The 21,610-nt window shown below is 69.5% G+C and carries 22 protein-coding genes and 1 riboswitch; of the genes, 17 read left to right on the top strand and 5 right to left on the bottom strand.

Going from position 1 to position 21,610, the window contains the following annotated elements:
* The 7 genes from ACT9TC_RS07385 to ACT9TC_RS07355 all read left to right on the top strand — a co-directional run bounded on the left by ACT9TC_RS07385 (position 1) and on the right by ACT9TC_RS07355 (position 5,902).
* Positions 1-219: a GNAT family N-acetyltransferase gene (locus ACT9TC_RS07385; RefSeq protein ID WP_458042892.1), complete on the top strand. Its 219-nt coding sequence runs from the start codon at positions 1-3 to the stop codon at positions 217-219.
* A gap of 224 nt (positions 220-443) precedes the next feature.
* Positions 444-1,169, top strand: coding sequence for a hydrogen peroxide-dependent heme synthase (gene hemQ, locus ACT9TC_RS07380; protein ID WP_458042716.1), 726 nt, complete (start codon positions 444-446; stop codon positions 1,167-1,169).
* Between the two features lie 25 nt (positions 1,170-1,194).
* Entirely contained in the window at positions 1,195-2,244 is a 1,050-nt protein-coding gene (gene hemC / locus ACT9TC_RS07375; protein ID WP_458042715.1) for a hydroxymethylbilane synthase, read from the top strand.
* Positions 2,241-3,047, top strand: coding sequence for a uroporphyrinogen-III synthase (locus ACT9TC_RS07370; RefSeq protein ID WP_458042714.1), 807 nt, complete (start codon positions 2,241-2,243; stop codon positions 3,045-3,047). Before hemC ends, ACT9TC_RS07370 begins: the two co-directional genes overlap by 4 nt.
* A complete protein-coding gene (gene hemB / locus ACT9TC_RS07365) occupies positions 3,044-4,030 on the top strand; it encodes a porphobilinogen synthase (protein ID WP_458042713.1) in 987 nt (328 codons plus the stop codon). The genes ACT9TC_RS07370 and hemB overlap by 4 nt, the downstream gene beginning before the upstream one ends.
* A 34-nt stretch (positions 4,031-4,064) precedes the next feature.
* On the top strand, positions 4,065-5,396 hold the full coding sequence (hemL, locus tag ACT9TC_RS07360; RefSeq protein ID WP_458042712.1) for a glutamate-1-semialdehyde 2,1-aminomutase: 1,332 nt from the start codon (positions 4,065-4,067) through the stop codon (positions 5,394-5,396).
* Between the two features lie 80 nt (positions 5,397-5,476).
* Complete coding sequence (locus ACT9TC_RS07355) at positions 5,477-5,902, top strand: hypothetical protein (RefSeq protein WP_458042711.1); 426 nt, start codon at positions 5,477-5,479, stop codon at positions 5,900-5,902.
* Positions 5,903-5,928: 26 nt separating this feature from the next.
* Here ACT9TC_RS07355 and ACT9TC_RS07350 read toward each other — a convergent pair whose 3' ends face one another.
* Together ACT9TC_RS07350 and ACT9TC_RS07345 are read right to left on the bottom strand one after the other, a co-directional pair.
* Positions 5,929-6,750, bottom strand: coding sequence for an ABC transporter permease (locus ACT9TC_RS07350; RefSeq protein ID WP_458042710.1), 822 nt, complete (start codon positions 6,748-6,750; stop codon positions 5,929-5,931).
* Entirely contained in the window at positions 6,747-8,093 is a 1,347-nt protein-coding gene (locus tag ACT9TC_RS07345) for an ABC transporter ATP-binding protein (RefSeq protein ID WP_458042709.1), read from the bottom strand. The genes ACT9TC_RS07350 and ACT9TC_RS07345 overlap by 4 nt, the downstream gene beginning before the upstream one ends.
* A gap of 96 nt (positions 8,094-8,189) precedes the next feature.
* Here ACT9TC_RS07345 and ACT9TC_RS07340 point away from each other — a divergent pair, with 96 nt between their 5' ends.
* The 4 genes from ACT9TC_RS07340 (at position 8,190) to ACT9TC_RS07325 (ending at position 11,785) form a co-directional block, all read left to right on the top strand.
* Positions 8,190-9,257 carry an enoyl-CoA hydratase/isomerase family protein gene (locus tag ACT9TC_RS07340; RefSeq protein WP_458042708.1) on the top strand — a complete coding sequence of 356 codons (1,068 nt, stop codon included), beginning with the start codon at positions 8,190-8,192 and terminating at the stop codon, positions 9,255-9,257.
* 48 nt (positions 9,258-9,305) lie between these two features.
* Complete coding sequence (locus tag ACT9TC_RS07335; RefSeq protein ID WP_458042707.1) at positions 9,306-10,190, top strand: LssY C-terminal domain-containing protein; 885 nt, start codon at positions 9,306-9,308, stop codon at positions 10,188-10,190.
* Entirely contained in the window at positions 10,187-10,699 is a 513-nt protein-coding gene (locus ACT9TC_RS07330; RefSeq protein WP_458042706.1) for a hypothetical protein, read from the top strand. Before ACT9TC_RS07335 ends, ACT9TC_RS07330 begins: the two co-directional genes overlap by 4 nt.
* 129 nt (positions 10,700-10,828) lie before the next feature.
* Positions 10,829-11,785, top strand: coding sequence for a DnaJ domain-containing protein (locus ACT9TC_RS07325; RefSeq protein WP_458042705.1), 957 nt, complete (start codon positions 10,829-10,831; stop codon positions 11,783-11,785).
* Positions 11,786-11,800: 15 nt separating this feature from the next.
* Here ACT9TC_RS07325 and ACT9TC_RS07320 read toward each other — a convergent pair whose 3' ends face one another.
* Positions 11,801-13,435 (bottom strand): D-alanyl-D-alanine carboxypeptidase, encoded by a 1,635-nt coding sequence (locus ACT9TC_RS07320; RefSeq protein WP_458042704.1) that lies wholly within the window; start codon positions 13,433-13,435, stop codon positions 11,801-11,803.
* Between the two features lie 31 nt (positions 13,436-13,466).
* Positions 13,467-13,575, top strand: a riboswitch (TPP riboswitch).
* On the opposite strand from ACT9TC_RS07320, the gene ACT9TC_RS07315 reads away from it, so the two are divergent.
* From ACT9TC_RS07315 to ACT9TC_RS07290, 6 genes are all read left to right on the top strand, one after another.
* Positions 13,568-14,212, top strand: a complete 645-nt coding sequence (locus ACT9TC_RS07315; RefSeq protein WP_458042703.1) for an ECF transporter S component — start codon at positions 13,568-13,570, stop codon at positions 14,210-14,212. It overlaps the preceding riboswitch by 8 nt.
* 1 nt (position 14,213) lies before the next feature.
* Complete coding sequence (locus tag ACT9TC_RS07310) at positions 14,214-15,731, top strand: ABC transporter ATP-binding protein (protein WP_458042702.1); 1,518 nt, start codon at positions 14,214-14,216, stop codon at positions 15,729-15,731.
* On the top strand, positions 15,728-16,543 hold the full coding sequence (locus tag ACT9TC_RS07305; protein ID WP_458042701.1) for an energy-coupling factor transporter transmembrane component T family protein: 816 nt from the start codon (positions 15,728-15,730) through the stop codon (positions 16,541-16,543). Before ACT9TC_RS07310 ends, ACT9TC_RS07305 begins: the two co-directional genes overlap by 4 nt.
* Before the next feature lie 178 nt (positions 16,544-16,721).
* Positions 16,722-17,483: an SDR family NAD(P)-dependent oxidoreductase gene (locus tag ACT9TC_RS07300; protein WP_458042700.1), complete on the top strand. Its 762-nt coding sequence runs from the start codon at positions 16,722-16,724 to the stop codon at positions 17,481-17,483.
* A 136-nt stretch (positions 17,484-17,619) separates the two neighbouring features.
* Positions 17,620-18,441 carry an enoyl-CoA hydratase/isomerase family protein gene (locus ACT9TC_RS07295; RefSeq protein WP_458042699.1) on the top strand — a complete coding sequence of 274 codons (822 nt, stop codon included), beginning with the start codon at positions 17,620-17,622 and terminating at the stop codon, positions 18,439-18,441.
* The gene (locus ACT9TC_RS07290; protein WP_458042698.1) at positions 18,438-19,277 is read left to right on the top strand and encodes an SDR family oxidoreductase; all 840 of its coding nucleotides are present in this window, start codon (positions 18,438-18,440) and stop codon (positions 19,275-19,277) included. Before ACT9TC_RS07295 ends, ACT9TC_RS07290 begins: the two co-directional genes overlap by 4 nt.
* Positions 19,278-19,283: 6 nt before the next feature.
* On the opposite strand, the gene ACT9TC_RS07285 is transcribed toward ACT9TC_RS07290, so the two are convergent.
* Positions 19,284-20,105: a Cof-type HAD-IIB family hydrolase gene (locus ACT9TC_RS07285; RefSeq protein WP_458042697.1), complete on the bottom strand. Its 822-nt coding sequence runs from the start codon at positions 20,103-20,105 to the stop codon at positions 19,284-19,286.
* Positions 20,106-20,188: 83 nt separating this feature from the next.
* A complete protein-coding gene (locus ACT9TC_RS07280) occupies positions 20,189-21,610 on the bottom strand; it encodes a glycoside hydrolase family 1 protein (protein ID WP_458042696.1) in 1,422 nt (473 codons plus the stop codon).

Raw genomic sequence — 21,610 nt, 5'->3', positions numbered from 1 at the left:
ATTTCCCGGGAAATGCTCATGATTCACCAGATGGCGGTCGTGCCCGCCCGACGTCGTCAGGGGCTGGGTGGAAGTCTCGTGCGGGCGAGCGTGGATGATGCAATCGGGTCGGGTGCCTCGATTGTCGCGTTGACTTTCGACGACACTGAACGCGGTCTGAGCCGCTTCTATGAGCGCCTTGGTTTCACCTGCTTAGCGGGTGCTGAGATCTCGCGCTGATGTTTCGGGATGGTCCGGACATGATTGTCCGGTTCCCGCAGGACAACTCGAAATACCGGTGGGCCTATCGTGTCGTGGCATCGGCGAGGGCATCCGCCGTTTCTGTTCCGTAGGACGGATCTCACTTTCCCCGTCTTCGCCAGAGATGCCGACCTGCACAGCAAAATGCCCGATGGGGAGGGGCCAGGTTTGGCCGATCCGAAGCGCTGGGTGAGACTGGGAGTATGACCGAGAGTCACGCGCACTCGTCCGCATCCACCGCCCCAGACACAGCAGCCCCCGAAGACACCGAGCACCCCTCGGGCTTCACGCTGTGGGCTGTCTGGCGGCGTGATCCCGATCGACCCGTCGCCGCTGTCGACGAGACCGAACTCGAAGACATCGTCTCGCTCATCGAAGAGGGCGGCGTCACTGTGCGCGGCTTCTATGACGTCAGTGGGATGCGTGCCGACGCCGACCTGATGGTCTGGTTGCACGGTGACAGTGCCGAAGAGCTGCAGCGGGATCTCCGCCGCCTCCGCCGCACCGAGCTGTTGCGTAACCTACTTCCGACATGGAACGCGATGGGTGTCCACCGGGACGCTGAGTTCAATCGCGCGCACGTGCCCGGATTCCTGCGCGGCATCGAGCCGAAGGGCTGGCTCTGCCTGTATCCGTTCGTCCGGAGCTACGAGTGGTACCTGCTGCCCGAAGCCGATCGGCGGCGGATGCTGGCCGAACACGGTCGTCAGGGCGCGGCGTTCACGGGTGTGCTGGCGAACACCGTCGCGTCGTTCGCCCTCGGTGACTACGAATGGCTGCTGCCGCTCGAGGCGGACGATGTCGTCGAGCTCGTGGACCTGATGCGTGACCTCCGCTCGACCGAGGCGCGCATGCACGTTCGTGAAGAGGTGCCCTTCTACACGGGCCGTCGCCTGCTGCTCAGCGAGGTGCCCGAGGTTCTGCAGTGACGCGTCCTGCAGAGACGGCCGCAGCGTGACGACCGGGACGCTCCGACTGGGAACGCGCCGCAGCGCCCTGGCTCTCGCGCAGTCCGGACATGTCGCCGACGCGATCACCGCGGCGACCGGGGTGCCCGTGGAGCTCGTCCCGATCGTTTCCGAGGGAGACGTCACGCGCGCGCCGCTGGCGCAGCTCGGTGGCACGGGCGTCTTCGCGACCCGTCTTCGCGAGGCACTCCTCGCCGGTGAGTGCGACCTGCTCGTCCATTCGCTCAAGGACCTTCCGACCGCCGAGGCGCCGGGTCTGCGGATAGCGGTGACGCCGCGCCGCGCCGACCCCCGCGATGTTTCGGTCACCCGTGGCACGCTGCTCGCCGACTTCGGTACGGGAGAGAACGTCGCGGCCACGATCGGTACCGGATCGCCCCGGCGCCAGGCGCAGTTGCGACGGCGTGCGCCGCGCGTGCGGGTCGCGGAGCTGCGCGGCAACGTGGACTCGCGGCTCGCTCGGGTGCGAGACGGAGAGCTCGACGGCGTCGTGCTGGCCGCAGCCGGGCTGACGCGTCTCGGACTGATCGAGTCGGACGGCGGCGAGGCCGTGTGGGGCATCGGTTCGGCCGACGGCCTCCTGTTGGAGCCGCTGGGTCTGGCGGAATGGCCGACGGCAGCGGGACAGGGCGCCCTCGCGATCGAGGTGCGAGCGGATGCTTCGCCAGACATCCTCGCGGCCATCGCTCCGCTCGAAGACCCCGCCACCCGTTTCGCGGTGACGATCGAGCGCGCAATCCTCGCGCGGATCGAGGCCGGCTGTCACGCTCCGGTCGGTGTCCACGCGAGTGTCACCGATGACGATGTCCGTGTTCGCGCCGTCGTCTACGCGGTCGACGGTTCGCACAGGGTCGGGCTCGATCACGCTGAGCCCCTGGCTAGGGGGTATATTCGACAGACGGGCGGCGGCGATGGCGCGAACGCCGCCGACAGCGCGGACCCGACCGTGCGAGCAGCGCTGATCGGGGCTGCGATCGCACGTCGACTCCTTGATGGTGGGGCAGCCGACTTGGTGTCACGAGGGTCTTCTACATGAATTCAGCAGCCGAGCGTCCCGCGAAAGCGGTGAAGCCCCTGAGTGGGTGGCGCGTGCTCGTCCCCCGCGGGGGCCCCTGGGGTGATGGTGTTGCCGCGAGCTTGCGCTCGCAGGGGGCGACTCCCGTCGTGGCGCCGTTGATCAACTTCGCTCCGACCAGTGACCAGGCGTCGCTCGACGCGGCGCTCAAGGATCTGATTGCGGGCAGGTTCGATTGGCTCACGGTCACCAGCGCAACCACCGTCGACGTGCTTTACGCACACCGCGTCAATATCCCGGTGACGACGCGCGTCGCTGCCGTCGGTGAGACGACAGCCGCCGCCCTGCAGGCCGTGGGATATCGGGTCGACCTCGTACCCACGCAAGACAACTCGGCCGCGGGTATGGCCGACCAGTTGATCGCCCTCGAGCCCGAGCCTCGCCGTATCCTGACGCTCCGCAGCGAAATTGCGAAGCCCGTCCTGACCCGGCGTCTGAGCGATGCGGGGCATCACGTCCGCAGCGTCGTCGCGTATCGGACGATCGGTGTGCCGGTGACCGAGCGCATCGCCCACGATGTCGCCAACGGCCGCATCAACGCGATCCTGGTGACGAGCGGGTCGGTGGCCGAGCAGGTGCACCTGCAGTTTCCGGAGATCCCCGCGAGCACGGTTATCGCCGCGATCGGTCCGCGCACGGCGAAAGACGCGCGGCGCGCAGGGCTCGACGTCGATGTCGTGGCCGAACAGCAGACCGTCTCGGCCCTGATCGACGCGGTTTCGCGGCTTGCGCTGCCGCACGCCGCCGACGAGTTCTCACCGTGAGTTTTCCCGAACGCCGCCCCCGTCGTACCCGCCAATCGCCCGCGATGCGACGTCTCGTTCGCGAGACCCGCCTCGCCCCGGCGCAACTGATCCTTCCGGTCTTCGTGCGCGAGGGCATCACCGAGCCTCGGGCGATCGAGTCCATGCCGGGGGTCGTTCAGCACACCCTCGATTCGTTGCGCGCGGCCGCGGTCGGCGCGGCGTCGGCGGGAATCGGTGGCATCATGCTGTTCGGTGTTCCCGAGACCCGCGATGCGGTCGGCTCGGGCGCCGACGATGAGAACGGCATCCTGAACGTCGCGACGCGCGCCGTGGTGGAAGAGGTGGGCGACGCCATCGTCGTGCAGACCGACCTCTGCCTCGACGAGTTCACCGATCACGGTCACTGCGGTGTGCTCGATGCCCGCGGAAGCGTCGACAATGACGCCACGCTCGAGCGCTACGTCTCGATGGCGCTCGCACAGGCCCGCGCGGGGTCCGAGATGCTCGGGCTGTCGGGAATGATGGACGGCCAGGTCGCGGCCGTTCGCGCCGGACTGGACGCGGCGGGCTTCTCCGACACGACGCTGCTCGCCTACGCCGCGAAGTACGCGGGGTCGTTCTATGGCCCCTTCCGCGAGGCCGTGGACTCCCAGCTGAAGGGCGACCGCCGTACCTACCAGCTCGATCCCGGCAATGCGCGCGAGGGCGTGCGCGAGGCGGTCATCGATGTCGAAGAGGGCGCCGACATCGTCATGGTCAAGCCCGCGCTGCCCTACCTCGACGTGCTGGCATCGGTTCGCGAGGCTGTCGACGTTCCGGTCTGGGCGTACCAGGTGTCGGGCGAGTACGCGATGATCGCGGCTGCGGCAGCCAACGGCTGGATCGACGGCCGTGGGGCCACGATGGAGGCGCTGCTCGCCATCCGTCGTGCCGGCGCGGGCGCGATCCTGACGTACGCCGCCATCGAAGCGGCCGGGTGGCTGCGCGACGACATCTCGTGAGCGGCGGGGTCTCGTGAGCGACGAGAATTGAATCATGGATGATCGCAATGCCCTTCTGTTCGACCGCGCCCGCTCGGTGATTCCCGGTGGTGTCAACTCGCCGGTTCGGGCCTATGGTTCGGTGGGCGGGGCGCCGCGGTTCATGGCGTCGGCGCGCGGTGCCTACATCACCGATGCAACCGGTCGCGAGTACGTCGATCTCGTCGCATCGTGGGGTCCGGCGCTGCTCGGCCATGCCGCTCCCGAGGTCGTGGAGGCGGTGCGGGATGCCGCGGGCCGCGGGCTGTCGTTCGGCGCGCCGACCGAGGGCGAGGTCGAGTTGGCCGAGCTCATCGCCGCGCGCGTGAGCGTCGGCGAACACCGGCCGGTCGAGCGCGTGCGCCTGGTCTCGACAGGTACCGAGGCGACGATGACGGCTATCCGTCTTGCCCGCGGCGCCACGGGCCGCGATCTGCTGGTCAAGTTCGCCGGGCACTACCACGGTCACTCCGACGGGTTGCTGGCATCTGCCGGCTCGGGTCTTGCGACCCTGGGTCTGCCCGGATCCGCGGGGGTGCCCGCGCCGATCGCCGCGCAGACGCTCGTCATTCCCTACAACGACCTCGACGCCGTGCGCGAGGTCTTCGCGGTGCATGGCGACCGCATCGCCGCCGTCATCGTCGAGGCCGCGGCCGCCAACATGGGCGTCGTCGCGCCTCTGCCCGGCTACAACGCCGAGCTCAGCAACATCGTTCACGCCCACGGCGCGCTGCTCATCCTCGACGAGGTGCTGACCGGATTCCGCGTCCACCCCGCCGGTTACTGGGGTCTGCAGCACGATGCGGGCGAGAGCTACACGCCGGATCTCTTCACCTTCGGCAAGGTCGTCGGCGGCGGCATGCCCCTCGCGGCGCTGGGCGGTCGCGCCGATGTCATGCAGATGCTCGCCCCCACCGGGCCGGTGTACCAGGCGGGCACCCTGTCGGGTAACCCGCTGTCGGTCGCGGCGGGGCTCGCGACGCTGCGCGCAGCGACGCCCGAGGTCTACGCGCGGGTGGATGCCGCGGCATCCGTCGTCGCCGATGCTCTGACCGCTGCCTTGAGCGATGCGGGTGTCGCGCACTCCGTCCCGCGCGCCGGAAGCCTGTTCGGTGTCGCGTTCGCACCGCAGGCCCCCCACGACGACGATACGGTGCACGCTCAGGATGCCTGGCGGTACCCGAACTTCTTCCATGCCATGCTCGACGCCGGCGTGGCCCCGCCGCCCAGCGTTTACGAGGCCTGGTTCCTCACCGCCGCGCATGACGACGTCGCTCTCGGACGGATTGTAGACGCGCTTCCCGCGGCCGCCCGCGCCGCAGCATCCGCCGTCGCCCCTGCTCACTGACCCGCGGCGCCTCACTGATCGTTGCCGCACTGTGAGCGAAGCGAGCGGCGGATGCGGCCGGCCGCTGGCAGACTAGAGGCATGGTGACGCTGCTCCTCGACTCGGAACGACTCGAGGTCGTGCTGTCGCCCATCGAGCGGGCCATCGGATTCCGCCGCGGGAATATTCAGGTCGCACGCGAGCAGATCGCCAAGGTCATGCTCACCGACGACGCGTGGATCTGGCTCCGCGGTGTGCCGAGCCCCGCCACGACGGTGCCGAGCGTCGTGGCGATCGGCACGTGGAAGTCCGGCTCGGGACGAGACTTCGCGGTCATACGCGGTCGCCGTCCCAGTGTCGTCATTGACCTCGAGGGTCACGAGGACTACGAGCGACTGCTCGTCACGACGCGCCACGGCCGCGAACTCGTCCGAGCTCTGCGCCTCGACGCCGACCTAGACAAAGAGGACGACAAAGAACCCGGCACGGAACCCGGCAGGGAACCTGTTGCCGAATCTGACGTCTGAAACCAGGCGCCGCGCCGATTCGCGCGTCAGGTGACGTCGCGGGTCCAGCTGGCGATGTGCCCGATCAGCAGCAGGATGAGCGCGTAGGCGAGCAGGACGATGCCACCGTGCCACCACTCGAGGGCGTCACCTGCGCCCGCCCCCATCACGTTGTAGATGCTCGCCCCGACCAGGGCGTCGCTGGCCGCACCGGGCAGAAAACGGGTGACCTCGGCGAGCCAGTCGACGAACCCTCCCGCCAAACGCAGGAGCGGCTCCACGAACTGCGTGAAAGCGAGGACGATGACGATCGCGACGACCTGGTTGCGTACCAGCGTGCCGACGCCGATGCCGACGAGTGTCCACAGCACGAGTGCGAGAAGGGTGCGGGCGAACAGCGCCCAGGTGTCGCTGGAGCCCAGTTCGGTGTCCAGCCCGAAGCCCGCGAGGACCCCGGCTGCCGGCAGCGCCGCCGAGACAACCGAGATCAGGCCGTACATCGCCCCGATGACGACGCCGGCCGCGAGCTTCGCCCACAGCACCATGCCGCGCTTCGGGGTGGCGAGGAAGGTCGGGGTGAGCGTCTGGTGGCGGAACTCCGTCGTCACCATGAGCGTGCCGATGAGGAGCGGGAAGACGTATCCGATCGATCCGCCGATGCTGTAGAGCACCGGCGCTAGACCGTCGGCGGGGACGGTCGGGGCACCGGCGCCGCCCGTCAGATCACCGGATGCCGAGGCCGCGAAAACGAAGGCAAGACCGCCGGCCGTGCTGCCGACATAGAGCACGAGGACGATCGCGAGGATCCACCATCCGACGGTCGAGAATACCTTCGTGGTTTCGGAGCGGGTTGCGGCGACAAGGCTCATGATCGCTCCTCGTTGTCGTCGTTTTCGCGGACTTCGTCATGCGCGCCGGTGTCGGTGCGTCCGTCACTCCGGTCCGGATCGTCGTCGTCGGATGAGCGGGGTACGACCTCGATGACCCCCGTCGCGGCGACCGCGAACGACGACACGGGGGCAAAGGTCGGCAGAGCCTCGTCCTCGTCCTCGTCATCATCCGCGTCCGGAGTGGTGGGCAGGGCAGTCGGCCCCGCCTCTGCGGGCGCGCTGTCAGGGGCCTCGGTCGCGACGGCGGCCGACGCCACGGGCTCGTCGGAGACGGATTCTTCGGGTGCCGCTTCTTCGGGTGCCGCTCCTTCGGCAACCACTTCTTCGGCAACCACTTCCCCAGGAACGTCTTCTTCCGCGACCGGTTCCGCGGGCAAAGCAGCGGCTGTCGGAGCTGCGGTGTGCGACGCCGCGGCGCTCGGGTGAACGCGCGATCCGTTGACCAGCTCCAGGAAGACCTCTTCGAGCGAGGGTCCCTTCTTCTGCAGTCCCGACAGGGCAACACCCGCGGTGAGGGCGATCGCCCCGATGTCGGCGGGGTCGCCGCCACGCACCGAGACCCCGGTCCGCAGGTTCTCGTAGGCGACACCGGCGGCAGTGAGAGCCTCGGCGAGCGCCTGCCGGTCCGGCGAATCCACGACGACGGCCTGTTCGGCGGGCTCGGCGAGGTCTTCGACCGACCCCTGGAAGACGAGGGACCCGTTCGAGATGATCAGGAGCCGGTCCGCGGTCTGCTGCACCTCGGTGAGCAGGTGCGAAGACACCAGCACGGTGCGTCCCTGGCGTGCGAGTTCGCGGAGCAGCCCGCGCATCCAGATGATCCCCTCGGGATCGAGGCCGTTCGTCGGCTCGTCCAGCACGAGCACCCCGGGATCGCCGAGCAGGGCGAACGCGAGTCCCAGACGTTGACGCATTCCGAGGGAGTATCCGCCGACCCGTCGACCCGCGACATCCGCGAGCCCCACGGTCGTGAGCACCTCGTCGACGCGCGTGCGGGGGAGCCGCGCGGCTTGCGCGTAGAGCTTCAGGTGGTTGGCGGCGGAGCGCCCGGGGTGGAAGCTGGCCGCCTCGAGGGCGGCACCGACGGAGCGCAACGGTGAGGCAAGGTCGGCATAGGCCGTACCGCCGATGGTCGCGCGACCGCTCGTGGCGCGCACGAGCCCGAGCAGGATGCGCAGCGTCGTGGTCTTTCCGGCGCCGTTGGGCCCGAGGAATCCGGTCACGACTCCCGGTTCGACGCGCGCCGAAAAGTCCTGGACGGCTGCCACCGCACCGAATTGTTTGGTGACTCCGTTGAACTCCAGAACCTCGCCTTGGGGCATGCCGTACCTCTCTCTCGGACGCCGTACCCCTCATCTTGACCGATTTCCGGGCGTGAGACGGGATCCACGCAGAGGAACCGGCGGTACGGTCGGGACATGAGAACGCAGCCCCTCGAGTCCTCGCGCGTCTCGGCTCGCTTCACCCGCGGTGTCGGTCGGCTCGTGCTCGAGCGTCCCGAAGCGCTCAACGCGCTCGACCTCGGGATGGTGCGGGGCCTGCGCGAAGCGCTCGAGGCATGGCGCGACGAACCCGATGTCGAACGCATCCTGCTCGAGGGCGCGGGCGACCGGGGGCTGTGCGCCGGCGGCGACGTGCGGGGCCTGGCCGAGAGCATCATGTCCGGCAACGCCGAGGGTGCCGGGACGTTCTTTCGCGAGGAGTACGCGCTGAACGCGGCCATCGCGGAGTACCCGAAGCCGATCGTGGCTCTCGCGGATGGCGTCACCATGGGCGGCGGCATCGGCCTCGCCGGTCACGCCGCCGTGCGCATCGTGACCGAGCGCTCGGCGCTCGCGATGCCCGAGACGCGAATCGGATTCACCCCGGATGTCGGGGGCACCCGGCTTCTCGCCCGCGCCCCCGGCCATTCGGGGGAGTACCTCGCCCTGACGGGCGGGACCATGTCGGCAGCCGACGCGATCTACGCCGGATTCGCCGACCTGCTCGTGCCATCAGAGCGGCTCGACGGCGTCCGCGAAGCCCTCGAATCGCGCGCCGACCCGGGGGGTGCCACCGAGGTCGCGATGCTGTTCGACGAGTCGCCCGAGCCATCGGAGCTGGCCCGCCGCCGGCCATGGATCGACTCGGTCTTTGCGGCCCCCGACGTGGCGGCGATCATCGCGGGGCTCCGCGAACGGCCCGAGCCCGAGGCATCCGCCACCGCCGACCTGCTCGCAACGCTCTCTCCGACTGCGATGACCGTGACACTGGCCTCCGTTCGGGCGGCTCGCACGGATGCGACCCTGCGCACCACGCTCGAGCGCGAGTACGGGTTGGCGATGTGGTTCGCTCACACCCAGCCGGACCTGCCGGAAGGTGTTCGCGCGCGTCTGATCGATAAAGACGGTGCGCCGCGCTGGCGACCGGCGTCGCTGGGCGAGCTGCCGGACGACCTCGTCGAGCAGGCGTTCGCGTTCCGTCCGGACGTGCCGCTCTGGGCGTGACCGGGCGTCAGGGCTGACGGCCGGGCGCGGTATCTCTAGAGTGACCCTATGGAACGGTCGGATCCCCCGCACCGCAGACGCCGCTACTCGGTGGGTGTGGCGCTCGACTGGTTCTTCTTCGTCTTCGCGGGGCTCGCGGCGATCTGGCTGGCCTACCTCGGGTTCACAGAAACGTTCCGCGTCGGATGGTGGGGCATCCCGTTCGCGATCGTGTTCTGGGTCATGCTCGCCTACCTCGTGCTGCCGCGGCTCCATCGCATCCTCACGACGATCTACGTTCCCGACTACTTCATCGGCCGGACCCGCACGAGCGACGGGCTGCTCGGCGACCCGGTCAACCTGGCCTTCCGTGGCACGGCGGAAGAGATCGAGGCTGCGCTCGAGGCCGCGGGATGGCGACGCGCCGATCCCGTGACCCTCGCGTCGTCGTGGCGGATCATCACATCGACCCTCGGCCGCCGCAGCTACGACGAGGCCCCCGTCAGCCCCCTTTTTCTCTTCAGCCGGCAGCAGGATTTCGCCTACCAGCAGGAGGTCGACGGCAACCCCGCACAGCGCCATCATGTGCGCTTCTGGAAATGCCCGGACGGATGGCTGCTGCCGGGCGGCACGCGGGTCGAGTGGCTCGCCGCGGGCACCTTCGACACGGCCGTGGGGCTCTCCCTCTTCACCCTGCAGGTCACCCACCGCATCGATGCGGATACCGACATCGAGCGCGACCACATCATCCAGACGCTCGTCGCGGCCGAGCCCGCGATCCGGATCGACGTCATCAAGGACTTCTCGAGCGGCTATCACGCGCGAAACGGCGGTGGCGACACCATCCGTACCGACGGGGATCTGCCGATCGTGGATGTCTCGGGCGTTCCGGTGCCGGTGGCGGTCGCCCAGGCGGTGCCGGTCGCCGAGTCGGAAGGGGTGCGTGCGCGATGAAGACGCCCGCGAAACGCCCCGCGTTCGAATCCCCCGGCGACCTCGTCCGGCCGGTCGGTTACGACCCCGACATGTCCCGTCCCGCCGCGATCAGCGCCGGCGCGGGCCTCGTGATGCTGCGGGTGCTCGCGGGCCTGCTGTGGCTCGTCGCCCTGGCCTTCAACTGGGGCGACATCGCCCGCAGCCTCGATCTCGCGCTCGACGGCGTCTCGCTGACGGACGACGAAAAAGCGCTCGGACTCGCGGTGATCCTCACGATCGGGGGAATCGCGACCCTGGGCGAGGGGGTGCTCGCGGTGCTCATCTACCGGGGACACAACTGGGCACGCGTGCTCGTCATGCTGTACGCCGTCGTGTCGATCTCGGCGGCGTTCACGACGTGGTGGGTCGGTGGCCAAGACATCCGGATCGAAACGACTCTCGTGACCTTGAGTCTCGACATCCTCGTGCTGCTCGCGCTCTCGAGCCGGCAAGCCGCGGCGTACTCGCGTCGGCGACAGCGGCGCTGAGAGGTCTCTTTGGGTCGAGCCGGCTGCGCTGACAGGGTCGTTTGGGTCGTCAGCTGCGCTGACAGGCCCCTCCCCGGCTGCGGGCGTTAGCCTGGAGTCCGCCCTGGTGGCGGCGGAGGAGGCAGTGCGGTGTTCGACAGTCCCCTCTCGACGTCTGCCTACGGTGTGCTCGGCGTCGAGCCGGACGTCGACGATGAGCAGCTGCGGAAGGCGTATCGTCAACGCCTTCGCGCGACTCATCCCGACACCGGGGGCGACGCGGCCTCGTTCGGTCGGGTGCAGCGTGCCTGGGAGCTGGTCGGCACGCCGGCGGCCCGCGAGGCCTACGACCGCGGTCACGGGTTTGTGACGTTCAGCGCGGATGGCGGTGCCGATGCAGGCGCCAACACGGATCCGTCCGGTTGGCGTCCGGCGCGAGCGAGCGCCGATACCCGACCGCGGGCGCGTGCGCACGGTCACCCGGGGGGCTGGCGGCGCGAGCGCTACCTCACGCTGATGCGCGAGTGGGTCGGCCGTGGCATCCCTCTCGAGGACCCCTACGCCCCGGCTCTGGTGCGATCCGCCCCCCACGAGATCCGTCGCCTACTGGCCGACGCACTCGCCGAAGAGGCGACCGCGCGCATCGTCGCCGACCTCGGTATGGGTTTCACGGTCTGGCACGATGTCGCCGCCTCCGGTCGTCGGGGCGATGATCCCAACGCGAAGCTCGACCACATCGTCCTCGGCCCGAGCGGTCTCTACGGGGTGCTGTCGGAGGACTTCGGCGGACCCGTGACGCTCCGCCGCGGTGAAGTGCAGGGAGACGACGTCGAGGGATCGCCGATCGGCGACCTGATCGCACGGATGCGTGTGGTCGCGCGCGCCGCGGGGGTGCGCTTCAGCGGCGCGATCGTCGTGCTGCCGGACGACGATCTGCCGCAGGCGATCCTGGACGCAGGCCGCGTGCGCGGGCTGCCTGTCGTGGTGTGCGCTCGCGCCGCGCTTGCGACGGTTTTGCGCCGTGGCATCCCGGGCGCGCGGGATATGGGCGGCAACGAGGTCTTCGACGTCCGCACCCGGCTGCAGCACAGCGTGCGTTTCGTCTGAACCGTCGCCCGGGGCTCAGTCGGTGATCCCCATCAGTTGGAGCGGGTGCGTGATCCGCCACCACGGGCTCGGACCCGCCACCTCCGCCGCGAGAAGCGCCTCGACCTCGACCTCGTCGATCGGCCCGCTGACGGTCACGGAGCCAGCTGAAGCGCCGCTCGCCCAGTCGTCACCGAGCGTCAGGTTAGAGGCGGCAGCGGACGCGGACCCGTTCCACAGGATGACCGATCCGTCCGTGGCCGTCACGATGTCGACCGGATCGGCCCACAGGGTGGAAATCGTTCCGACGATCGAACCCGCGGGCAGAGCGATCGTCGGGGCGAGTTGCGCGTCGAGACCGTTCAGCAGGTCTCGCGTTGCGGCGAACCGTGTCTCGCTGTCGGGTTGACCGAGAATCGAGGCATAGGCGCGAACGGTTGTCTCGCCGACGGTGATGTCGCGCGCGGCCAGCAGGTTGTAGTCGCCGAAAAGCAGACCGGTCTTGATGCCCACGATGCCGGGCTCGCCGAGGAGGGCGTTCGTGTTCTCGACGAGACCGGCGCCGGGGAGTTCGACCGACTGCTTGGCGACGATCTCGGCGATGACCGGGTTTGCGAGAGCCCGGCGGGCGAGGGCCACGAGCGCCGCGGGCGTCGCGGTGTTGCGGGGGCTGATGCCCGACGAGTCGACGACGGTGATGCCCGCCAGCCCGTGCTGGGTGAGCCACTGCATCGCCGCTCGGGCGTAGACCGCGTCGGAGGAGTAGAGACCGTCAACGAGCTTGTCGGCGTAGTTGCCGGCCGAGCCGATCAGCATGCCCTCGAGAAGCTGATACTCGGTGAGGGTCCCGCCGACCGGGACGTCGAGTGCCGACTCGTCGGCCGCGAGGGTGTTGCGGTACGCGGTACGGTCGGCGCGCGTGAAGGCGTACTCGGGGCCCGACTCGCCGACCGCGAGCGGAAGCGCATCCAGAACGACGAGAGCGGTGATGAGCTTGGTGATGCTCGCCATCGGGACGGCCGCATCGGCGCTGGCGGCGGTGGTACCGACACCCTCGACGGCGAGGGCGGCGGATCCCGCACCCGGCCAAGCGGGAGCGGCCGGAGCGGCGACGGCCGTCTGCAGCGCCACGGACTCGACGCGGGGCGCAACGGCGTACAGGGGCCAGACGAGCATGGCGACGACGTACACGACGATCAGACCCAGGACGCTGGCGAGCGGGACGAGGACGCCGGGGCGCAGCGGCGAGCGTCGCGGCCACTGATCGACGAGCTCGGCATCCGGGGCGACCTCGGGCTGCGGCACGGCCGAGGTGCCGTCCTCGCGGATCCACGCGAGCGCACGCGTGGTGATGGGAACTTCCGCGGCGGTGGGCGGGTCTGCCACCGGCGCGGGTTCGACCGGCGCGGCGACAACGGGCTCAGTGGGCTCGGCGGGCGCGGTTGGTTCCGGTTCCGTTGCTGTTCGGCGACGGCGCCTCGGAGCGGTCACCGTAGCGGCTGCCTCCGCGGCCACGGGTGGGGCGCTGGGCTCCGGGGGCACGGCAGCGGAAGCCGACACGGGTGCCGTCGCGGCGGGGGCTTCGGCGGCCACATCCGTCACGCCCGTTTCGTGCCGACGCAGGGCCCGCCGGGTGAGCACGGGCTCGTGCGGCGGGTCGTTCGAGGTCATTCGCCTACGGTACCGCGACAGCTATACTCATCCCGTCAACCACGGGAGTCCGGTGTGCCGGGCTGAGAGGAAGCGACCACGCTTCGACCGTCGAACCTGATCTGGGTCATGCCAGCGCAGGAAGGAGCACTAATGAGTACGTCCACGTCCACATCAGCCCCCGCATCCACCGGGCGCCGCGGATTCGCCGCCATCACCTGGCGCTGGAGGGTCGTCGACATCGTCGTCGCCAGCGTCATCGGCGTCGCATGCGCCGCGGTATTCCTCGTCTGGAACATCGGGTATCAGGGTCCGAGCGCCGTCCTCGCGCCCGTCCTGCCGGGACTGCAGGGTCTACTCGCGGGACCCTGGCTGATCGCCGGCGTGCTCGGTGCCCTCATCATTCGCAAGCCGGGTGCCGCCCTTTATACCGAACTGCTTGCCGCAGTCATCTCTGCGTTCGTCGGGAACCAGTGGGGAGGCCCCCTCACGATCGTGTCGGGCCTCGTCCAGGGACTCGGCGCCGAGCTCGTCTTCCTCGTCGTCGCGTATGCGGTGTGGCGCCTGCCGGTTGCGATCCTTGCGGGCGCCGGCGCGGGCCTTGCGGGCGGTATCAACGACCGCATCCTCTGGTACGCGGCTGCCGACACGACCTTCACCATCGTCTACATCGCCGCCACGACCATCTCGGGCGCCGTGATCGCCGGTGCGGGCGCGTGGTTCGTCGCGCGCGGCCTCGCGGCGACGGGTGCGCTCGGGCGCTTCGCCTCGGGACGCGAGGTCACCTGGCGCGTCTGACGTGACGGATCCTTCGATCACGCCTCGTGCGCTGATCCGACCCGCCTCGGTCGAGGCGCGGGGCTGGGGCTGGCGCTTCGCCTCGCGCCTGGGCTGGGCGGTGACGGATGCCTCGTTCCGCATCGAACCGGGCGAGCGCGTTCTGCTGCTCGGCGCGTCGGGCGCGGGCAAATCGACCCTGTTGCACGCGCTCGCCGGGGTGCTCGGCGGCGACGACGAGGGCGAGTCGCGGGGAGAGCTCACGATCGACGGCCGGCCGGCCGCTCGCGCCGCCGGTCGGGCCGGGCTCGTGCTGCAAGACCCCGACAGTCAGGCGATCCTGGCCCGGGTCGGCGACGACGTGGCGTTCGGTGCCGAGAACCTCGGTGTCCCGCGCGACGAGATCTGGCGCCGCGTGCGCGAGTCGCTCGACGCCGTCGGGCTCGATGTGCCGCTCGATCGGTCGACATCCGCCCTCTCCGGTGGGCAGAAGCAGCGCCTCGCACTCGCGGGTGTGCTCGCGATGCGCCCGGGGCTCATCCTGCTCGATGAGCCGACGGCCAACCTCGACCCGGATGGTGTGCGCGAGGTGCGCGACGCGGTCGCGCGCGTGGCCGAGCGGACCGGCGCAACGCTCGTTGTCGTCGAGCACCGCATCGACGTGTGGTTGCCGCTCGTCGACCGCATGATCGTCTTGGGCGCGACGGGCGCCGCCGACGACGGCGCCATGATGATCGGAACCGGGGTCGGAGTTCTTGCCGATGGGCCTCCCGACCGGGTGCTCGGTGCATTGGGACCGCGCCTCGCCGAAGGCGGGGTCTGGGTGCCGGGCATCCCGCCGCGACACCCCGCGCCGCCGGTGCTCACGCCCGGTCCCGTCGTGCTCGAGGCGCGTGAGCTGACGGTCGGGCGGACGAAGGGCGTGGCCGTCGCGGGCCCCATCCGACTCGATGTGCGCGCCGGCGAGGTTCTGGGCATCACGGGGCCGAACGGTGCCGGCAAATCGACCCTCACCCTCACCCTTGCGGGGCTCCTCCCTCCCACTGGTGGTCGAGTGGAGGCATCCGGCGCCCTGGCGAATGGTCCCGAGCGCAATCCCCTGCGATGGACATCGCGCGCCCTGCTGACCCGCATCGGCACGGTCTTTCAAGACCCCGAGCACCAGCTGCTCGCAACGACCGTGCGCGGCGAGCTCGAGATCGGGCCCCGATCTCTGGGGCTGCCAGAGCACGAGATCACGCATCGCGTCGACGACCTCCTCGTGCGGCTGCGGCTCGACCGGCTGGCCGAGGCAAACCCGTACACGCTGTCGGGCGGCGAGAAGCGGCGCCTCACAGTCGCGGCGACCCTCGCGACCCGTCCCCGCGTGATCGTGCTCGATGAGCCCACGTTCGGTCAGGACGCCGTGACCTGGGCCGAACTCGTCGGGATCATCGCCGAGCTGCGCGATGAGGGCACGGCCGTCATTGTCGTCACGCACGACGCCGCGGTGCTCGATGCCCTGCATGCTCGCCGGTTCGACCTCGAGGTGAGGGCATGACAGCGCCGCCCGTCGCCCCCGCGCGCACGGGACCCATCGCGACCATCAACCCGGTGGCAAAGCTCGCGGCCGCCCTGCTGATCGCGCTGCCGCTCGTGCTGACGATCGATGCGGTGTCGGCGGCGACCGCGCTGACGCTCGAGCTCGTGCTGTTCGCCCTCTCGGGCCTGCGGTGGCGCGAATTCTGGATACGCACGCTTCCCGTGTGGGTAGCAGCACCGCTGACGGCGATCACGATCGCCCTGTACGGGGCACCATCCGGAGCCATCTATTTCGAGTGGCTATTCGTGCGCGTGAGCGACGGATCTCTCGAGCTGGCGCTCGCGACCTTCTTCCGTGTTCTGGCGATCGCGCTGCCCGGAGTGGTGCTCTTCGTCACGGTCGACCCGACGGACCTCGCCGACGGTCTCGCTCAGCTCGTGCACCTGCCCGCGCGGTTCGTGCTCGGGGCGCTCGCCGGAATGCGGTTGCTCGGACTGCTGGGCGACGACTGGCGGGCGCTCGCCCTCGCGCGCCGAGCCCGCGGGGTCGCGGATGTCGGCCGTGTGCGACGCACGCTCGGCATGGCCTTCGCCCTGTTCGTGCTCTCGATCCGGCGTGGGTCGAAGCTTGCGACAGCCATGGAGGCCCGCGGGTTCGGCGGGCACATCGTCGATGCGGACGGGCGGCCCGTGCCGCGCACCTGGGCGCGGCCGTCGCGCTGGGGTACCCCCGAATGGGTGCTGCTGGCAGCGGGCGCCGCGATCTCGGCCACCGCGGTCTCGGTCGCCGTGGCGACCGGCAGCTGGAACTTCATCCTCGGCCCCGCGTGACCCCGCGTGACCCCACCTGACCCCGCCCCGCCCCGCCTGTGCGCGAAACTTCACGTATGTGCTGAACTAGGCCTACATAGATGACATAGGTGAAGTCTCGCGCGGTGGGGACGCCGGGCGAGGGGGACCGCGTTTCGCATAGGGTGGGACTGGATGCCAGCCGTTCGAAGGGGAGCGCATGCAGATCGAGAGAGCCGGAGCCCTCGTCACGGGCGGGGCGAGCGGCCTGGGACTCGGGACCGCGCGGCGCCTGGCCGCGGACGGCGGCCTCGTCACGATCGTCGACCTGCCGACATCGCGCGGAGCCGAGATCGCCGCGGAACTGGGCGGGGTGTTCGCGCCCGCCGATGTGGCGAATGTGTCGGAGGTGCGCGCGGCGGTGGCCGAGGCATCCGCTCTCGCTCCGCTTCGCGTCGTGGTCGCGTGCGCGGGCATCGCGACTCCCGGCAAGGTTCTCGATCGCGATGGCAGCCCGACGCCCCTCGAGGACTTCGAGAGGGTCGTTCGCGTCAATCTGGTCGGCACCTACAACGTCATTGCGCAGTCCGCCGCGGCGATGGTCTCGAACGAGCCGGGCGATTCGGGTGAGCGTGGCGTGATCGTGACGACCGCGAGCGTGGCCGCGTTCGATGGGCAGATCGGGCAGCCCGCATACGGGGCGAGCAAGGGCGGGGTGCACGCAATGACGCTGCCGATCGCTCGCGAGCTGGCGCGCTACGGCATCCGTGTCGTCACGATCGCTCCCGGCATCATGGAAACGCCGATGCTTCAGGGCCTGCCCCAGGCCGCGCAGGACTCGCTCGGCGGCCAGGTGCCGTTCCCACCACGACTCGGGCGGCCCGACGAGTTCGCGGCACTCGTCGCGCATATTGCCGAAAACGGGTACCTGAACGGCGAGACCATCCGCCTCGATGGCGCGATCCGGATGGCGCCGAAGTGAGTGCCGGCGCTTTTGCGTTCACAATTCAGTCCCGTCGCCTCGGGCGCCGGCGTCGGATCGCGAAACGGTGGGGCTTCCGCCCGTTGCCCCTCACGAAATGAATGAATTACGAACATCTCGGCAAGGAGACCCGCGCATGAGCGACTCGATCGTCTACACCCGCGACGGCGCGCTCGCGCGCCTCACCCTCAACCGTCCCCAGTCGCTCAACGCGATGGGGTTCGAGATGGGCTCCCGCTGGCGCGACCTCGCGCTCGAGATCACGGCCGACCCGACGGTCGGCGCCGTGATTCTGGATGCCGCGGGCCCGGCGTTCTGCGCCGGGGGAGACGTGGTCGAGATGGCGACCTCGGGTGCGGGCGGCGCCGACGTCACCGCGGCCGCGCACACGATCCACGCGGGCATTCGCGCCTTCGTCGAATCAGACAAGCCCGTCGTCGCGGTGGTGCAGGGCGCCGTAGCCGGCGGCGGCCTCGGGCTGATGCTGGCCGCCGACTACATCGTTGCCGGCGATCGGGCCCGCTTCGTCAGCAAGTACGCCAACATCGGCCTGACCCCCGACCTCTCGGTCTCGACCCTGCTTCCCGCGGCCATCGGTCAGACGCGCGCACTGCGAATGCTGCTCGACGACCTCACGATCGACGCGGCGACAGCGCTCGACTGGGGCCTCGTGGCCGAGGTCGCCGCCGATCCGGCCGCCCGAGGCGAAGAGATCGCACAGTTCTGGCTCGCCGGGGCAACCGCCGCGTTCGGGCAGGCCAAGCGCCTCGTCCGCGCGGGTGCCCGCCGGGCTTTCGCCGACAACCTCGACGACGAGGCGCGCACGATCGGCGCCGCGTTCGACACCCCCGATGCCCGCGCCCGCGTCACGGCGTTCGCCGCGGCATCCGCTCGTCCGTCTGTTGCGCCCGCTGCTCCGCCGTCTGCTCCGCCCGCTGCTCCGAAGGAGACCTCATGACCGAAACAACCCTCGCAGGCAAGACCATCCTGATGTCCGGCGGCAGCCGGGGGATCGGGCTCGCGATCGCCCTGCGCGCGGCCGCGGACGGCGCGAACGTCGCGCTTCTCGCCAAGACCGACACCCCGCATCCGCACCTCGAGGGCACGGTCCACTCCGCCGCCGAGCGCATCCGCGAGGCCGGCGGGCAGGCGCTCGCCATCGTCGGCGACGTGCGAAACGACGACGACATCACCGAGGCGGTGCTGAAGACGACGGGCGAGTTCGGCGGGATCGACATCGTCGTCAACAACGCCAGTGCAATCGACCTGTCGGGCTCGCTCGACCTGTCGCCGAAGAAATACGACCTGGTGCAGGACGTCAACGTTCGCGGCACGTTCATGCTGTCGCGCGCGGCGGTTCCCCTGCTGCGTGAGAGCGGCAACCCGCACATCCTGTCGCTGTCGCCGCCGCTCAACCCGTCACCGCGCTGGCTGGGCGCGCACACGGGCTACACGCTCTCGAAGTTCGGGATGACGATGGTGACGCTCGGGCTGGCGGCCGAGTTCGCGCCCGACGGTATCGCCGCCAACACCCTGTGGCCGCGGACGACGATCGCCACGGCCGCCGTGCAGAACCTGCTCGGCGGCGACCGGGTGATGGCCGCAAGCCGCACGCCCGAGATCTACGCCGACGCCGCTTATCTCGTGCTCACCTCGCCCTCGCGCGAGAACACGGGGCGGTCGCTGATCGTCGAGGACGTGCTGGAAGAGAGCGGCGTGACCGACTTCTCGGGCTACGCCGCCGTGCCCGGCACTGCCGACGACCGGTTGTTCCCCGACATCTTCCTGGACTGAGCCGGGCTAGACGAGTCCGTGGCGGCGGAAAGCGTTCCACACGCCGTCATCATCGACCCGCGTCGTCACCTCGTCGGCGACGGCTTTGACCGCGGCATCCGCGTTGCCCATCGCGATACCGACCCCCGCGACCTGCAGCATTTCGAGGTCGTTCGAGCTGTCGCCGATCGCGATCGAGTCGGCGAGGTCGAGGCCGAGCGTTGCGAGAAGCTCCTCTATTGCGGCGCCCTTGTGGATGCCGCCGAGGCTCGCCTCACCGCCCGCCTCGCCGAGGTACGGGATCGTGCCGGTGATGACGTGGAACCGTGATCCGAGCCCATCGCGAACGGTCGCGAACGTGCGCGGATCCGTGCCGAAGAACGTCGCTTTTGCGATGCCGTCGAGGGGCGCGGGCCCGCGGTAGGTCATCGCCTCGACCAGTCGGTCCCCACGCGCCGGGTCCATCCCGAACGACTCGAAGAACGGCATGAGGCGCGGGAGAAGCCCCTGGCTCGGGTAGGTCGATTCGAAAGCCTGCAGGGTGTATTCCACGCTGTGCTGCTCGAAGAAGTCGATGACGTCCTGGGCCTCGGTCGCCGACATCGTGTGGGCCGCGACGAGCCGGTCGCCGTGCTCGATGAAGCCGCCGCCGGCGGAGATCACCCCATCGAACCCGATATCCGAGATGGCCTGTGGGATCTCGACGCGCGAACGGCCTGTGCACACATACAGCAGGTGCCCGGCGGAACGCGCCCCCTGCACGGCCTCGATCACCGAGGGTCGGAGCTTCTGCGTGTGGTCGATCAGGGTGCCATCGACATCGAGGAAGACGGTGCGGGGACGGGTCACAAAATGCTCCCAACGGTTCGTCTCCAGGATGGCGCATGCACCTGGAGACGAACCGATTCATGGTCGGGTCAGAAGGCCGCGTCTCAGCGGGTGAGGGATGCCCCGTTCGTGCGGATGACCTCTGAGTACCAGTCGAAGGACTTCTTCCGGTAACGCTCGAGTGAACCGGAGCCGTCGTCGTTACGGTCGACGTAGATGAAGCCGTACCGCTTGCTCAGCTGTGCCGTCGACGCGCTGACGATGTCGATGCATCCCCAGCTGGTGTAGCCGAGCACGTCGACGCCGTCGCGGAGCGCCTCGCCCACCTGCACGAGGTGGTCGTTCAGGTAGGCGATGCGGTAGTCGTCGATGACGGTCTTGACGCCGTCTACCTCGACCAATTCGTCACGCGCCCCGAGCCCGTTCTCGACGATGAACAGCGGCTTCTGCCACCGGTCCCAGAACTGGTTCAGCACCACGCGCAGGCCGATCGGGTCGATCTGCCATCCCCACTCGCTCGCAGGGAGTGTCGGGTTCGGCACGCCTCCCATGATGTTGCCCTCGCCGGCGACCTTCTTGGCGGGGTCGCCGGTCTCGGCAATGCTCATGTAGTAGCTGAACGAGACGAAGTCGACCGTGTTGGTCAGGGTCTCGCGATCCTCGTCCGTGATGTCGAGCTCGATGCCCTTATCGTGCAGCGCCCGCAGGAAGTAGCCGGGGTAGACGCCGCGCGTGTGCACATCGCCGTAGACGAGGTTGGCGTGGTCGGCGTCCATGACAGCGACCATGTCGTCGGGCGACGGGGTGAGGGGGTACACGGGCATCGAGAGCACCATGCATCCGATCTGCGCGTTCGGCGCCACCGTGCGCGCGATGCGGGTCGCCGACGCGCTCGCGACCAGTTCGTGGTGCATCGCCTGGTAGAGGTGCTTCTCGGCGAGCTGATCCTTGGGGGTGTTGATGCCGCCCGACATGAACGGGGCATGCAGCAGCGAGTTGATCTCGTTGAAGGTCAGCCAGTACTTCACGCGCGAGCCGTAGCGCTCGAACAGCACGGTGGCGTAGCGCTCGTAGAAGCCGATCAGGTCGCGGCTGATCCATCCGTCGTACGTCTCGGCCAGGTGCAGCGGGGTCTCGTAGTGCGAGATCGTGACGAGCGGCTCGATGCCGTGCTTCTCGAGCTCGTCGAGCACGCGATCGTAGAACGCCAGGCCTTCTTCGTTCGCCTCGGCCTCATCTCCGCGCGGGAAGATGCGGCTCCACGCGATCGAGAAGCGATACACCCCGAAGCCCATCTCGGCGAACAGCGCGATGTCTTCCGCGTAGCAGTGGTAGAAGTCGATCGCTTCGTGCTTGAGGTTGTCCGGTGTCGGACCCTCGGTGCGGGGGCCAACGATGCCCTGGGGCATCACGTCCTGTACCGAGAGGCCCTTGCCGCCTTCGACGTAGGCGCCCTCGATCTGGTTGGCGGCGGTCGCCCCGCCCCAGAGGAAGGTGGCGGGGAAGGGGGTGGTGGTGTCAGTCAT

The sequence above is a fragment of the Microbacterium sp. HM-570 genome (assembly GCF_054165885.1).
The sequence above is the reverse complement of the archived record's forward strand: the minus strand, read 5'-3'. Positions and strand labels throughout refer to the sequence as shown.